13 protein-coding genes are annotated in these 15,099 nt (G+C 69.0%); 6 read left to right on the plus strand and 7 right to left on the minus strand.

All coding sequences use genetic code 11. The annotated features are described in order from the left end of the window. On the minus strand, positions 1-358 hold a 358-nt coding region (locus IXW21_RS12095; RefSeq protein ID WP_194764515.1), incomplete at its 3' end, for a hypothetical protein. A gap of 6 nt (positions 359-364) precedes the next feature. Here IXW21_RS12095 and IXW21_RS12100 point away from each other — a divergent pair. Genes IXW21_RS12100 through IXW21_RS12115 form a run of 4 tightly spaced genes read left to right on the plus strand, consistent with a single transcriptional unit; the run spans position 365 to position 3,072 of the window. Further along, on the plus strand, positions 365-910 hold the full coding sequence (locus IXW21_RS12100) for a hypothetical protein (RefSeq protein WP_194764653.1): 546 nt from the start codon (positions 365-367) through the stop codon (positions 908-910). A gap of 29 nt (positions 911-939) precedes the next feature. Continuing rightward, positions 940-1,311, plus strand: a complete 372-nt coding sequence (locus IXW21_RS12105) for a YrdB family protein (protein ID WP_194764516.1) — start codon at positions 940-942, stop codon at positions 1,309-1,311. Then, the gene (locus IXW21_RS12110) at positions 1,308-2,672 is read left to right on the plus strand and encodes an FAD-binding oxidoreductase (protein ID WP_194764517.1); all 1,365 of its coding nucleotides are present in this window, start codon (positions 1,308-1,310) and stop codon (positions 2,670-2,672) included. The genes IXW21_RS12105 and IXW21_RS12110 overlap by 4 nt, the downstream gene beginning before the upstream one ends. Continuing rightward, positions 2,665-3,072 carry an NUDIX hydrolase gene (locus IXW21_RS12115; RefSeq protein ID WP_194764518.1) on the plus strand — a complete coding sequence of 136 codons (408 nt, stop codon included), beginning with the start codon at positions 2,665-2,667 and terminating at the stop codon, positions 3,070-3,072. Before IXW21_RS12110 ends, IXW21_RS12115 begins: the two co-directional genes overlap by 8 nt. An 11-nt stretch (positions 3,073-3,083) precedes the next feature. Here IXW21_RS12115 and nagB read toward each other — a convergent pair whose 3' ends face one another. The 5 genes from nagB to IXW21_RS12140 all read right to left on the minus strand — a co-directional run bounded on the left by nagB (position 3,084) and on the right by IXW21_RS12140 (position 10,594). Then, on the minus strand, positions 3,084-3,863 hold the full coding sequence (gene nagB / locus IXW21_RS12120) for a glucosamine-6-phosphate deaminase (protein WP_194764519.1): 780 nt from the start codon (positions 3,861-3,863) through the stop codon (positions 3,084-3,086). Next, the gene (locus IXW21_RS12125) at positions 3,856-4,821 is read right to left on the minus strand and encodes an ROK family protein (RefSeq protein ID WP_194764520.1); all 966 of its coding nucleotides are present in this window, start codon (positions 4,819-4,821) and stop codon (positions 3,856-3,858) included. Before IXW21_RS12125 ends, nagB begins: the two co-directional genes overlap by 8 nt. Before the next feature lie 40 nt (positions 4,822-4,861). Beyond that, positions 4,862-6,022 carry an ROK family transcriptional regulator gene (locus IXW21_RS12130; RefSeq protein WP_228528489.1) on the minus strand — a complete coding sequence of 387 codons (1,161 nt, stop codon included), beginning with the start codon at positions 6,020-6,022 and terminating at the stop codon, positions 4,862-4,864. 106 nt (positions 6,023-6,128) lie between these two features. Further along, positions 6,129-9,383 (minus strand): family 20 glycosylhydrolase, encoded by a 3,255-nt coding sequence (locus tag IXW21_RS12135; RefSeq protein WP_194764522.1) that lies wholly within the window; start codon positions 9,381-9,383, stop codon positions 6,129-6,131. After that, positions 9,374-10,594: an alanine racemase gene (locus IXW21_RS12140; protein ID WP_194764523.1), complete on the minus strand. Its 1,221-nt coding sequence runs from the start codon at positions 10,592-10,594 to the stop codon at positions 9,374-9,376. Before IXW21_RS12140 ends, IXW21_RS12135 begins: the two co-directional genes overlap by 10 nt. Positions 10,595-10,619: 25 nt before the next feature. Between IXW21_RS12140 and IXW21_RS12145 the strand changes: the two genes are divergently transcribed. Then, on the plus strand, positions 10,620-11,027 hold the full coding sequence (locus IXW21_RS12145; RefSeq protein ID WP_194764524.1) for a RidA family protein: 408 nt from the start codon (positions 10,620-10,622) through the stop codon (positions 11,025-11,027). Positions 11,028-11,127: 100 nt separating this feature from the next. Continuing rightward, a complete protein-coding gene (locus IXW21_RS12150; protein WP_194764525.1) occupies positions 11,128-12,654 on the plus strand; it encodes a L,D-transpeptidase family protein in 1,527 nt (508 codons plus the stop codon). Positions 12,655-12,743: 89 nt separating this feature from the next. Here IXW21_RS12150 and IXW21_RS12155 read toward each other — a convergent pair whose 3' ends face one another. Then, complete coding sequence (locus tag IXW21_RS12155; RefSeq protein ID WP_194764526.1) at positions 12,744-14,963, minus strand: NADP-dependent isocitrate dehydrogenase; 2,220 nt, start codon at positions 14,961-14,963, stop codon at positions 12,744-12,746. Between the last annotated feature and the right edge of the window lie 136 nt (positions 14,964-15,099).

Consider the following 15,099-nt stretch of genomic DNA (forward strand, 5'->3'; position numbering starts at 1 on the left):
GACCCCCGGACTTCCGTCGAGGCCCGCCCCCTCCTCTGACGCCGATGACGAAGGTGACGTGCCTGCCGAGGAGCAACCGCCGGCAGAAGAAGAGCCCCCCACGGAAGAGCAGCCTCCCGCAGAAGAAGAACCCCCCACGGAAGAGCAGCCTCCCGCAGAAGAAGAACCTCCCACGGAAGAGCAGCCTCCCGCAGAAGAAGAACCCCCCACGGAAGAGCAGCCTCCCGCAGAAGAAGAACCCCCCACGGAAGAGCAGCCTCCCGTCGACGCCGTCGTCGTTCCTGAGGGTGCTCCCGCCGTCGTCTCCGCCAGCATCACGTGCACGTGGGAGGACGACAGGATCCTGCCGATCACCCACTACCGGGTGCAGGTTCAGGGCGCACCGGACTGGGGCGTCCAGGCGCTTCTCGGAGGCAGCACCGCGGGAACGACCGGAACCACTCTCGACGCGAGCGGGATCGGCGCGATCGATCTCCGCCCCACACTCGTGCAACTCGTACTCGATGCCTCCGTGCGGTTCCAATACACGGGCCTTGACGAGAACGGTGCCCCTATCCAGGGCGAACTAGGCCCCGCCATCTCGCTGAGCGCGCTGAACGCGACGTTCGAAGGATGTGACGTGCCGCCCCTCGAGGAGACGGCACCGCCCGTCGAGGAGACTGCGCCCCCGGCTGAAGAGACGGCACCTCCCATCGAGGAGACGGCACCGCCGGTCGAAGACACCGCGCCCCCGGCTGAGGAAGAAGCAGCGCCTCCGGTCGACGACACCGTGCCGCCGGTGGAGGACCCCGTCCCGCCGGTTGACGAGACCGCACCTCCGGCTGAGGAAGCCGCAGCCCCCGTCGACAAGACCGCACCTCCCGTGGACGACACCGCGATCGACCTCGACGCCACCACCGCCCCGCTCTGAGGGCTCCGTCCGACGAATAGACTGGATCCATGCACCAGGATTTCGCCTCCGTTCCCGGCGTCGATCGGCCGACCTTCACCGCCCTCGACGTCGTCCGCTCGATCGTCCTGGTGATCGCCGTCGGCACACTCGCCCTGTGGGGCTTCGCCACCTGGCCCCTGCCCTGGAACGTGATCCTCGGCATCGGCGCACCCGTCGTCGTGATCCTCGTGTGGGCGCTCTTCCTGTCGCCGCGCCCGGTGCTGCGTCTGCACCCGTTCCTGCGAGCAGCTGTAGAACTGCTCATCTACGTCGGCGTGACGATCGCCTGGTGGCTCATGGATCAGCCCCTCATCGGCATCGCCTTCGCCATCGTGGCAGTCGGCGCCGGCGTCGTGAGCGGACGTCGTCGCATCGAATGAATACCCTCGATCTGCTGAGATCAGAGCTCGGGGTCCTCGTCGACACCGATCCCTCGGCACTCGAGAGCGCGCGCGCCGATCGGTCCGGTCATGCGGCGCTCGGAACCCCGCTAGCGATCGTTCACGCCGAATCCGTCGCCGACGTGCAGGCCGTGATGCGCATCGCGACCGACACCCGCACGCCTGTCGTGGTTCGTGGAGCAGGAACGGGCCTCGCAGGTGCAGCGAACAGCGGATCCGGCGAGATCGTCCTCTCCATGCTCCGCATGACCGCGGTACACGAGATCCGCGCCGATGATCTGCTCGCGGTCGTCGAGCCCGGCATCATCAACGCCGACCTCAACGCGATCCTCGCCGAGCACGGCCTGTGGTGGGCACCCGATCCCGCGAGCCGAGCGATCTCGACCGTGGGCGGCAACATCGCCACGGGTGCCGGCGGGCTCCTCTGCGCCAAGTACGGGGTTGTTCGAGATGCGGTGCTCGGCCTCGACCTCGTGCTCTCGGACGGACGCCTGCTCCACCTCGGACACCGCAGCGTCAAAGGCGTCACCGGCCTCGACCTCACGTCGCTGGTGATCGGCTCCGAGGGCACGTTGGGCGTCGTCGTCTCGGCGACCCTCAAGCTGCGCCGAGTGGTCGAGGGAACCACATGCACGGTCACCGCGACATTCCCCGACGTGCGATCAGCGGCGGCAGCGTCGTCCGCCGTCACCGCCTCGGGCACGCAGCCCGCCATCATGGAGCTCATGGATGCCGCGAGCCTGGCCGCCGTCTCCGCGCTCCTCGCTCTCCCGGCGCCCTCTGCAGGCAGCGCACAGTTGACGATCCAGACGGACGGCCCTGCTGCTGTCACGGAGGCGGCGTCCATCGCCGACGTCCTGAGCGCCCACGGAGGCGCGACCCAGGTCTCGCACGACCGCGAGGAGGGTGAGCGGTTGCTCGCGATCCGCCGCTCGATGCATCCGGCCATGGCGGCGCTGGGCACCACTCTCATCGAAGACGTCTCGGTGCCCCGCAGTGCGATGCCGGCGATGTTCGACGAGATCGCCCGGATCGAGAAGAAGTTCTCTCTCACGATCCCGACGGTGGCGCATGCGGGCGACGGGAATCTGCATCCGAACTTCATCTTCGACGGACCGGAGGCACCCGCCGTCGTCTGGCAGGCGGCTGACGAGCTCTTCCGGGCGGCGATCGCTCTCGGCGGCACGCTCACGGGTGAGCACGGGATCGGCACGCTCAAGAGTCGCTGGCTGGCTGACGAGATCGGTGAAGACCAATGGGAGCTGCAGCGGCAGATCGCGCGAGTGTTCGACCCTCTCGGCATCCTCAACCCCGGAAAGGTCTTCGCCTCCGATGCCTGACATCAACGTGAGTGCGGCGGTCATCCTCGACGCGGATCGGCGGGTGCTCGTGGTCCGCAAGCAGGGCACGACGCGATTCATGCAACCCGGCGGCAAGCCGGAGCCCGGCGAGACGCCGGCCGAGACGCTCATCCGTGAGCTGCATGAGGAGCTCGGTCTCGAGCTCGCGCCGGCCGACCTCGAGCCGCTCGGCGTCTTCGTGTCGGCCGCGGCGAACGAACCGGATCACCGGGTCGTCGCCGACGCTTTCGTCGTCACGATCGGTGCAGCCGAGCCCGTGGCCCAGGCCGAACTCGCCGAGCTGCGCTGGATCACACCGACGGATGCCGAGACGCTGCCGCTCGCACCCCTCAGCGTGGAGCATCTCCTGCCACTGGCATGGCCGACGGTCACCGCCTGATCAGAGCCGGCTCAGATCCCCTGCCAGGCGGGCTTGTTGGCGAACGTGTACCGGTAGTAGTCGGCGAGCTTCAGTCGCGACGCCGCGGCCTCGTCGACCACCACGGTCGCGTGCGGGTGGAGCTGGATCGCAGACCCGGGGAGGATGGCCGAGAGCGGCCCCTCGACGGCATCCGCGACGGCCTGGGCCTTGCCCTCTCCGAAAGCGAGCAGAACCAGGTGACGCGCGCGCAGGATCGTGCCGAGGCCCTGAGTGATGCAGTGCCGCGGCACGTCGTCGATCGAGTCGAAGAAGCGTGCGTTGTCTTCACGGGTCTGCTCGGTGAGCGTCTTCACCCGAGTGCGGGAGGCGAACGAGGAGCCGGGCTCGTTGAACCCGATGTGGCCGTCGGTCCCGATGCCGAGGATCTGCAGGTCGACACCGCCTGCCGCGTCGATCGCGGCCTCGTAGTCGTCACCGGCGTGCTGGATCGTGGCCGCCGCGCCGTTCGGCACGTGGATGCGTTGCGGGTCGAGCCCGAGCGGCTCCACGACATCGCGGGTGATGACCGAGCGATAGCTCTCGGCATGCGCCGGGTCGAGCCCCACGTACTCGTCGAGGGCAAAGCCGCGAACCTGCGACACGTCACGGCCCGCGAGTCGCGGACGCAGCGCCTGGTAGACCGGGAGCGGCGTGGAGCCCGTAGCCAGGCCGAGCACCGCGTCGGCACGACGCTCTATGAGGGCGACGATCTCGGCGGCGACCAACTCGCCCGCTGCGGCGGCGTTCTCGACGATGACGACTTCAGCCATGGGACACTGTCTCCTTCGAAGGGGTGGTGGCGCCGACCATCGCGGCGCCGAAGGCGGCCGCAGGAGAGCCGACGGGGAGCATCTCGATGCGCTCGTCGAGATGCAGCGAGCGCATGAAGGGCGAGGCCGCCGCTCCCGCGCTCAAGGACGCGCGGATGCCGTCCGAGAGCCGATCGCCGAGCGCGGTAAGACCGCCACCGATGATCACGCGTTCGACGTCTGCCGAGAGGACGAGCGCCCGCACGGCGGAAGCACCCCCGTGGAAGAGGTCGGCGCGCAGTCCGGATGCTCGCTCATCGCCGGACTCAGCGGCGTCGAGGATCTCGCGTACCGGCAGCGGTCCCGGCCGGTTCCACGCGCGAGCGAGCGCGCCCCCTCCGCAGAAGGTCTCGATGCACCCACGCTGGCCGCATCCGCACAGGCGACCGTTCGGGTCGACGGACAGGTGGCCCACTTCGCCCGCGGTGCCGCGGGCCCCGCGCCAGATCTCACCGTCGATGACGATGCCGGCGGCGACGCCGGTACCGAGGTTCAGGTACGCCATCGACCCGCTCACGCCTCGCAGCACGGCGGCGCCGAGCGCTGCGGCCTTGACGTCGTTCTCGACGCGCACAGGCACCATGAGCAGCGCGGCGACCCGGTCGGCGAGGTCGAGCGACTCGACGCCGAGGTTCACCGCGTGCAGCACGCGCCCGGTGCCGGAGTCGACGACCCCGGGGATGCCGACACCGACCGATCCGACCTCGGAGGACGCGAATCCGCCCTCCGCCGCGAGCTCCCGCACGACTTCGACGATGCCCGAGACGACGGCGTCATCGCCCCAGCCTGTGGGACGACGACGACGCACGATGATCTCGCCATCGGGTGTCGCCGCGACGGCATCGATCTTGGTGCCGCCGACGTCGAGGCCCACGCGAACCGGCCGACCCGTGAGGTCGGCGAGGGTGTCGCGGGTCATCGGACGGCGCCCTGCGAGACGTTGCGGACGTGCACCCGGGTCATGAGACGCCCAGCTGTCCGGAGAGCACCATGACAGCGGTCCCTCGCAGCACGATGTCGCTCTGCGAGGTGCGACGGATGAGCGCGTCTTCGAACACGCCCTCGAGGGTGCGGGCGTGCAGGGTGTCGACGGCCGCGTCGATCAGCACGCCGTCGAGAAGATCGGCAGGCCCCGACAGCACGACCTCCGACAGGTCGAGTGCGGCGACGATCGGGGCGATGGCGATACCCATCCGCGTGCCGGCGTCGCGCAGGATCTCCTCGCGCGATTCGGGCGTCGCCTCGATGGCCGGACGCAGCCGGGTCTCGCTGAGCCATGCCTCGAGACAGCCGTCCTTGCCGCACGCGCACCGGGGGCCCCCGTCGGTGCCGACGACGACGTGGCCGATCTCGCCCGCCGCGAACCGACTGCCGACGAGCGGCTGACTGCCGGTGATGAGCCCCGCACCGACACCGCGCCCGATGCGGATGAGCATGAAGTCGGCCTTGGCCTCGCCGAAGGTGTACTCGGCGAGCACTGCCGCGTTGGCGTCGTTGCGCACCAGGACGGGGAGATCGAGATCGACTCCGAGCTTCGCCTCCAGCGGCAGGTTGCTCCAGCCGAGGTTCGGCGAGCTCAGGACGAAGCCGTCGGGACGCACCACACCGGGTGTGCCGATGCCGACACCGAGGATCGGCTGCGTCGCGGTCGACACGAGTTCCCGCGCCAGGGCGAGCGTCGCCGCGTAGGCCGCATCGCCGTCGGCGCTGTCGGGCCGCGGCACCTCACGTCGTTCGATCACGTCGCCGTCGAGACTGAGAAGTGCGCCCACGAAGGCGTGCGGGCCCGACAGGTCGATGCCGATGATCTGGTGCCCGATGCGGTCGATGTCGATGAGGATCGGCGGTTTGCCGGGCCCCACGGTCTCGCGCACCCCCATCTCGACGACGATGCCGTCGGCGATGAACTCGGCGACGAGATCCGAGATCGTCACCCGGGTCAGTCCCGTCTCCCGAGACAGATCCGCACGGCTCATGGCTCCGGAGTGGTACAGCGTCTGCAGGACGAGCGCCCGATTGTGACCGCGCGCGTGCTCCGGGAGCACCTTGGAGCGCGAGCGCAGGTGACGACCGGGGCCGAAGGCGTGGGCACTCGTACCGGCGTACTCCGGCGTCATCATTGGGCGCTGTTCATCCGATACGGACATGTTTGTTAGTAGACCTTACGAACAAAAATTGTGCAACCCCTGCCCGGCGCCGCGCCGGGAGGGTTACCGAAACGTTACATCAGTGAGAGATGATACCTGGTACCGACGCGGACCGATCGATGAGACGAGCCACGAGACCCTCGACGATCTCTTCCCGCGCGGCGCGGGTGAGAGGCTTCCCCGGCACTCCTGGACGCCGCTGATCGGGCAACGGCCCGCTCAGGGGACGATACCGCACACCCGCCGCGGCGAGCCGCTGCAGGTGCACCCGCATCCGTCGCGCGAAGGCCTCGAACTCGCGAGGCGCTCCCCCGTCCCACAGCCGTTCCGCGATCGCCGCAAGCCGTGGGAACAGGGCGAAGTCGACCCGGTCCCTGGTGGGGAGGTGCTCCGTCCAGACGTTCGCCTGCCCACCCTGAGCCCGCTCATCGATCTCCAGTCGATATGCGGTCTCCAGTGACAGCGGAGGCCCCACCCTGATCGGCTCCTCGGCCGATTCCGACTGCGGGTAGTCGAGGTAGACCTCGAGGTCGGGGCACGCGATGACCGGTATCCCCCTGTCCAACGCCTCCCTCATCGCGACGGGACCACGCCATGCCAGGATGCTCACGCCCTCGGGAACCTCGCCCTCCAGCACCTCGTCCCACGCCAGCGCGGAGCGCCCACGCGAGCGCACGTGCTCGACGAATCGGGCGGTAAACCACGGCTGCACGTCATGAGGCGTGGCGAGTCCGAGCTCGCGCATCCGCTGCTGTGCCGCCTCGCTCCGCGCCCATTCGGTCACAGGCACCTCGTCGCCCCCTATGCCGATCCAGGGCGAGTCGAAGAGCACGCACAGCGCGTCGATCGCCGCCCTGCCGAAGTCGAGGGCTCCGTCGGTCGGCGCGAGCGTGCGGGGGTTCACCCCGAATCGTTCCCACGGCGCCGTGATCGGCTCACCGGCGTCGGTGTTCCCGAGCTCCGGGTAGGCGGCGAGCGCCGCCTGGATGTGTCCCGGCAGCTCGACCTCGGGGACCAGCGTGACGAACCGCTCCGCACCGTAGGCGACGAGATCGCGGATCTCGGCATCGGTGTAATACCCCTCGTGGACACCGGACTCGACGGTCGCCTGGGGGCCGTGGCCGCGCTGCGTCGCTTCGCGACGTGCCGCGACCTCGGTGAGACGTGGATACCCAGGCACGGCGAAGCGCCAGCCCTGGTCATCGGTCAGATGCAGGTGCAGCACGCTGAGGTGATGGTCGGCGAGCAGATCGATCAATCGACGCACGTCGTCGGCAGGACGGAAATGCCTCGCGACATCGAGCATCACGCCACGCCATGCGAACGCCGGGGCCCCCTGCCAGATCCCCGAGGGAATGCGACGGTGGGACTCGTCGGGCGCTCGGAACTGGCGGAGCACCGTCGCCGCGCGGAACACCCCCACGGGCGTCGCTCCGACGACGTCGACGCCGTGCGGCGTCACGGTGATCCGGAAGGCCTCCTCGGTCACGCGGTCGCGGGCGAACGACTCGTGCCCGACCGCGGGATCGATGCGGAGCCGGATCGGAGGGGTCGCCGCATCCGCCTCTGGTTTCCCACGAAGCCTCGACGCCGCTGCCTCGAGCTCGGCGGTCGCCAGGATCGGGGTGCGCTCCGTCCACTCGAACGCCTCGGCCGCGGGGTCGATCGTCGATTCGATGAAGGGCACCGTGGACCGGTGCGGTGCCGGCGGCATCCGCAGCGCTCGGCCGGGAGTGGCACCCGTGACCGCGCCCTCGGCCACGACGGGCACCCCTCCGACGAGCACGTCCACGATGCCGACCGGCGGCTCGTGGGGGCTCTCGAAGGTGGCGCCCGCCTCGACGGTCGAGGGGTCGAACAGCACCAGGTCGGCCGTCGCACCGGCACGGATCACGCCGCGCGGCGCATCCCCCCTGTCCAGCCCGAGTCGATGGGCGGGGGTTCCCGACAGATGCCGCACGGCCTCTTCGAGGGTGAGGATGCCGAGCTCGCGCGCATACGTGCCGAGGTAACGCGGGAAGGTGCCACGCCCACGCGGATGCGGTCGGGTTCCGATCAGGATCCCGTCGCTGCCACCGCAGTGGCGTGGGTGGCGCATGATGGCGCGCACATTCTGCTCGTCTCCGATGTGCATCAGGATGCTCGTGGCACCCGCATCGGCGACGATCGTGTCGAGCACGACGTCCACCGCGCGACGCCGCGAAGAGGTCGCGATCTCGGCGACGGTGCGCCCCACGAGGCCCGTGAGAGCAGCATTCCCGGTGCCCGCGATCTGGATCGTGTCCCAGTCTGCGGGTTCGCCGTGGAAGCCGTCGCACCCGATGACCTCGAGTTCGATGCGCACCTGCTCGCGCTGCGCGTCGTCGAGCGCGACGATCGTGCCGATGAGGTCGCCGCTCTCCGAGAGGCGGCTGGGCAGCAGCGCAGCGAGGGTCGTCGCGCCGGGCAGGTAGGGATAGGTGTCGAGAGTGACATCGACACCGTCCGCGAGCGCCTCGTCGATCAGGGCGAGCAACTCATCCGCCCGTCCGCGGTTGGGCGCGAAGTTCATGGTCGCGTGCGTGAGATGCACCGGGCAGCCGGTGCGCCGGCCGATGTCCAGCGCCTCACGGTACGCGTCGAGCGCGGCTCCGCCATAGCTGCGCGTATGCGGCGCCCAGTATCCCCCTCGCTCGGCCACGACCCGGCAGAGGGCCTCGAGCTCGGCGACGTCGGCGTACATCCCGGGGGTGTACGTGAGACCGCTCGACATCCCGAACGCGCCGGCATCGAGAGACGTCGCGAGGAGCGCCGACATCGCGGCGATCTCGTCGATCGTCGCCGAGCGGTTCTCGTGCCCGATCACGATCATCCGCAGGTTGCCCTGCGGCACCAGGATCGCCGTGTTGGCGGCGGTGGCCTCGTCGATCGCCGACAGAAGGTCGTCCATCGTGCGCCAGGGAGCGTCAGCCGGCATCCCGTTCCATCCCGCGATCTGCGCCGGGATCACGGATGCCGCGGCCTCATCGAGCGGTGCGTAGCCCAGGCCGTCCTGACCGAGCACCTCCGTGGTCACGCCCTGGCGGATCTTCGCGTCGTGCGCGGAGCCCTGCAGCACGGCGAGGTCGCTGTGGGCGTGCATGTCGATGAAGCCGGGCGCGAGGACGAGTCCGGCGGCGTCGACCTCGACGGCGTCCTCCGGAAGGTGCAGCTCGGTCGTATCGTGCCGGCCGATCACCGCCACGATGCGCTCGCCCTCGATCGCGACGTCGGCCCGGAAGCGATCTGCCCCGGTGCCGTCCACGACGGTCGCGCCGCGATAGACCCGCACCGGCTTCTCGGTGCTCAGAAGCATGTGGCCACCGCTCCGATCACTCGGGGGTCGATCGCATCCGGGTCATCGATGACCGGGACGACCCGCCACTTGTCGAACGCGGTGCATGGGTGCGACAGCCCGAGGCGCACGACGTCGCCCGGACGCACCTCCACGCCGTCCGCCAGCTGCAGGAACGCATGCTGGTCGTTGAGCGCAGTGATCTCGCCGTCTACCGACTGCGGGACAGGGAGGTCGAGGTCGAAGGGAACGTCACGACGCCCGGCATCGAGGAGCGCGAGTCCCGGTTCGGGCTGCGAGACGACGCGCGACCAGGCGTGCATGGCGGAGCGGAGGGGCTCCGTTCCGGTGACCGAGCCGAACGGCGACATGCGCGCGTAGAACCCGTCGTCATGGATCTGGAAGGCACCTGACCGCAGCACGACGTCGACTCCGTGGGCGCTGAGAGGGGCGAGCACCGCGGCTGCGCGGTCGGGGAACGAACTGCCTCCGGCGCTCACCACCGGACGGATGCCGTCAGGGTAGGTGAGTCGCGAGTGGAGCTCGACGAGAGTGCCCAAGTAGGCGTCGACGGCGGCGATCGACTCGTCGCTGCGGTCGGGACCGAACGGGCCCTCGTACCCGGTGACTCCCGCGAGACGGAGACCCGGCGCGGCGGAGATCGCCCGAGCGATCCGCTCGCCTTCCTCCACGGAGCGCGCGCCGGTGCGTCCGCCGACGCCGCCGAGCTCGACGAGCACATCGAGCGGACGGGACTGATCGATGTGGGCCGCCGACAGGATGTCGACCGTGGCGACCGAATCGGCCCAGCAGAGCACGCGCAGATCCGACTTCGCCACGAGCAGTGCACCGAGCCTCCGCGCCGCGTCGACGTCGGTGAGACCGTTGGCGATCAGGACGGTGGCGACGCCGGCCTCGATCGCGACCTCCGCCTGCCACGGTGTGGCCACCGAGATACCCCATGCCCCGGCGTCGAGAAGGCGCTGCCACAGAGCGGGAGACATGGTCGTCTTGCCATGCGGTGCGAGCAGGACACCCTGTTCGGTCGCCCAGGAGAAGACCGTCGCCTCGTTGTGGGAGAGAGCGGCCTCGTGCACCGTGAGCACGGGCGTGGACATGTCCGACAGGCGCAGCCCCGCCCCCGCGACCTCGGAGAGACGGAGACCGTCGGCTTTCGCCGAGAACCCCTTCGCCCAGGTGCCGAGGACGGGATCGGGAATTTGTAGAGGCATCTAACAAGGCTACTAGGCTGTCGGTATGACTGCGAAGACCCGCGTTTCGACCGATGCCGCCCCCGCTCCCGCCCACACGTTCTCGCAGGGCGTGCGCAAGGGCCCGTTCGTGCAGGTGTCGGGCCAGGGGCCCGTCGACCCGCAGACGAACGAATACCTCTTCCCCGGTGATGTCGCCGCTCAGACGACCCGCACGCTCGAGAACGTCAAGGCCATCGTCGAGGCATCGGGCGCGTCTTTCGACGACGTCGTGATGCTGCGCGTGTACCTCACCACGCGCGAGGACTTCCCGATCATGAACGAGGCCTACGGCGCCTTCGTGACCGTTCACACGAGCAGCGGCGTCCTCCCGTCGCGCACCACGGTGTTCACGGGTCTTCCGCGCGAGGAGATGCTCGTAGAGATCGACGGGATCGCGATCGTCAACGACTGAGCGCAGAGCACCCTGCGCGCCCTATATCACGACCTTTACCTCTCCGTTACATCCGATCCCGTACCATTGAGCGATATACAGGCCACGTGAGAACCGGGGGGTGAAGTTCGTGACCGATCTGATCTCAGCACAGGATGCGAAGACCGAGAAGCTGAATGAGGCGCCAGCCTCGGGCGACGGTCTCGACTCCGCCATGTCGCAGAGCGACGGCGCCGAGACGCCGACCGATTCCTCCCCTCCGCAGGACGGCGATGCTCCACTCGCGTGGGCCCCGATCGAGCCCACGCCGAAGAAGAAGCGTCTCGGGCTGTGGATCGGCCTCGGAGTCGGTGTCGTCGCGCTCGGCGCGGGCGCCGCTTCGATGATCCTCATCGCACCCGGAACGACCGTCGCCGGCATCCCCGTCGGCTGGCTCACCCCCGGTGCCGCCGCCGACGTCATCAACGACCACGTCGAGACCACCGAGATCACGCTGACCGGAGCCGGAGACGAGGTCGTGCTCACCGGTGCGGAACTCGGCGCGACCATCGACGCCGCAGCCCTCGCCGATCAGGCCTTCGCGGAGCATCCGCTCTGGAACATCGGATCCTGGTCCGGCGATCCGGTACCGGGTGAGATCGCACTCGACGCCGCCACAGCCGACGCTGTTCTGCGAGACGCCGTGCCGTCGAGCTTCGAGGAGCCGGTCGACGCCGGAGTCGTCTTCGACGGCGCCGCGGGCGCCTTCACGATCACACCGTCCGCGCCCGGAACAGCCGTCGACGTCGATGCCCTGACCGCGGCGATCGCCGAAGCGGTCGCCGACGGGGGCACGAGCCTGGAGTTCCCCGGAGGCCCCTCCGAAGCGGCACCCGCCATCTCCGACGACGACGCGACCGCGCTCGCGGCATCGATGAACGAGATGCTCGGCTCCGTCGGGTTCTACATCGGCGAAGAGCGAACCGTCCCGGTCGACCCGGCTACCGTGTCGACGTGGCTGACGGTCGTCGACGACGGCGGAGAGCTCCGCATCGCGGCAGACGCGGCGGCCATCCAGTCGACGGTCGACAGCCTCGCAGGGGTCGTGGATCGCGCTCCCGTCAACGCGACGAACATCGTCAACTCCTCCGGCGAGATCCTGCGCGTCGAGACGGAGGGCGTCACCGGGCGCGCCGTCGGAGACACCTCGAATCTCGCCGCAGAGGCGGCATCGAACCTCGAGAGCGGAAACGGCGTCTTCCCGATCCAGGTCTCCGAGACGCCCTTCGAGTCCGTGAACCTGCAGCGCCGCATCGATGTCGACCTCGGCTCGCAGACGGCCACGCTCATCGAGAACGGCAACGTCGTGCGCTCGTGGTCGATATCGTCGGGCAAGGCTGCCACGCCCACCGACGTCGGCAACTTCACGGTGTACGCGCACCTGCGCTCGCAGAACATGAAGAGCCGCGAGCCGGACGGCTCGATCACCGAGACGCCGAACGTCCCCTGGGTCACGTACTTCAACGGTGACGAGGGCTTCCACGGCACCTACTGGCACAACGACTTCGGCAACCCCCGAAGCCACGGATGCATCAACATGCCGATCGACGTCGCCAAGTTCGTGTACGACTGGTCGCCGATCGGGATGGAAGTCTCGGTCCACAACTGACGCCCGCGGCTCGCCGTCGCGCGGTTTTTCCCGGCATCGGGATACGAGAAGAGGCCGGATGCTCACGCATCCGGCCTCTTCTCGTATGATCACGCCAGAGCGTCGACGATGCCGTTCAGCGTCGCGGACGGGCGCATCACGGCCGTGACGAGCGCGTCGTCGGGACGGTAGTACCCGCCGATCTCGACGGCCTTGCCCTGCACGGCGTTGAGCTCGGAGACGATCCTCTCCTCGTTCTCGGCGAGAGAGGCCGCGATCGGAGCGAACGCCTCTGCGAGCTCGGCGTCCTTCGTCTGGCTCGCCAGCTCCTGGGCCCAATACAGGCCGAGGTAGAAGTGGCTGCCACGGTTGTCGATCGTGCCGAGCGCGCGGCCCGGCGAACGGTCCTCTTCGAGGAACGTCCCCGTCGCCGCATCCAGCGTCTCGGCGAGGACGCGCGCCTTCTCGTTGCCGGTGCGGTCGGCGAAGTGCTCGAGAGACGCGGCGAGCGCGAAGAACTCGCCCAACGAGTCCCAGCGCAGGTAGTTCTGCTCGACGAGCTGCTGCACGTGCTTGGGAGCCGACCCGCCGGCGCCGGTCTCGAACAGACCGCCGCCCGCGAGCAGCGGCACGATCGAGAGCATCTTGGCGCTCGTGCCGACCTCGAGGATCGGGAACAGGTCGGTGAGGTAGTCACGCAGCACGTTGCCCGTCACCGAGATGGTGTCGAGGCCGTGACGCATGCGCGCGAGCGTGTAGCGGGTGGCCTCTTCGGGGGCGAGGATCGTGATCGTGAGGCCCTTGGTGTCGAGAGTCGCGAGCCCCTGGTGCACCTTGGCGATGATCTGCGCATCGTGCGAGCGGTTGGCGTCGAGCCAGAACACCGCGGGAACACCCGTGGCGCGGGCCCGGGAGACGGCGAGCTTGACCCAGTCCATGACCGGGATGTGCTTGGTCTGCGTGGCACGCCAGATGTCGCCGGCGCCGACCTCGTGCTCGATCAGCACGGTGCCTTCGCTGTCGAGCACCTGGACGGTGCCCGCGGTCGCGATCTCGAACGTCTTGTCGTGGCTGCCGTACTCCTCGGCGGCTTGTGCCATCAGACCCACGTTCGGTACGGTGCCGATCGTTGCGGGGTCGAGCGGGCCGTTGGCGATGACATCGTCGATCACGGCCTGGTAGACGCTCGCGTACGACGAGTCGGGAATGACGGCGAGCGTGTCGGCCTCTCCGCCGTCCTTGCCCCAGAGCTTGCCGCCGTTGCGCACGAGCGCGGGCATCGAGGCGTCGACGATCACGTCGCTCGGGACGTGCAGGTTCGTGGTGCCCTTGTCGGAGTTCACGTACGAGAGGCGCGGCCCCTCGGCGATCGCCCTGTCGAACGCGGCCGCGATCTCATCGCCACCGGCGACATCACCCAGACCTGCGAGGATCGAGCCGAGACCGTCGTTCGCGCTCAGACCGGCGGCAGCGAGGGTGTCGCCGTACTGCGCGAACACGTCCGAGAAGAACGCACGCACGACGTGGCCGAAGATGATCGGGTCACTGACCTTCATCATCGTGGCCTTGAGGTGCACCGAGTAGAGGATGTCGTCGTTCTTCGCCGTCTCGAGCGTCTCCGCGAGGAAGGCGTCGAGGTGCGCGGCCGAGAGGAAGGTCGCGTCGATGATCTCGCGCGGCAGGACCTTCAGCCCCTCCTTGAGAACAGTCACGGTGCCGTCTGCGGCCGTGTGGCGGAAGCTGAGCACGTCGTCGTGGGCGGCGACCCAGGAGCGCTCGTTGTGCTTGAAGTCGTCGTGGCCGAGTGTGGCCACGCGGGTCTTCGAGCCCTCGGCGAAGGGCTTGTTGCGGTGCGGGTGCTTCTTGGCGTAGTTCTTCACGGCCAGCGGCGCACGACGGTCGCTGTTGCCCTCGCGGAGCACCGGGTTGACCGCGGATCCCTTGATGCGGTCGTAGCGCGCGCGGACGTCCTTCTCCTCGAGCGAGGACGGCTCATCCGGGAAGTCGGGGATGTCGTAGCCCTGCGACTGCAGCTCGGCGATCGCGCCCTTGAGCTGCGGGATCGAGGCCGAGATGTTCGGCAGCTTGATGATGTTCGCCTCGGGCAGCGTGGCGAGTCCGCCGAGCTCGGCGAGCGAGTCGCCGACCTGCTGCTCCGGGGTGAGCTTCTGCGGGAACGCGGCGAGGATGCGTCCTCCGAGCGAGATGTCGCGGGTCTCGACCTCGATACCCGCCTGACCCGTGTAGGCCTTGATGATCGGCAGGAAGGAAGCCGTGGCGAGAGCCGGAGCCTCGTCCGTGTAGGTGTAGATGATGGCGTCGTCGGTCACCAGGAGGTTCTCCGTTCGCGAGGGCATATTTGTCTCGATACCAAGATACCTGAGGCGCTCCCGGCGCATGTCCGCCGGGAGGTCGTACCGGTATCGACTTCCGGTATTCCTCACGCGGGGACCCCTGACGAAAGTC

The organism is Microbacterium sp. UFMG61 (assembly GCF_015354505.1).
Lineage (GTDB): Bacteria > Actinomycetota > Actinomycetes > Actinomycetales > Microbacteriaceae > Microbacterium.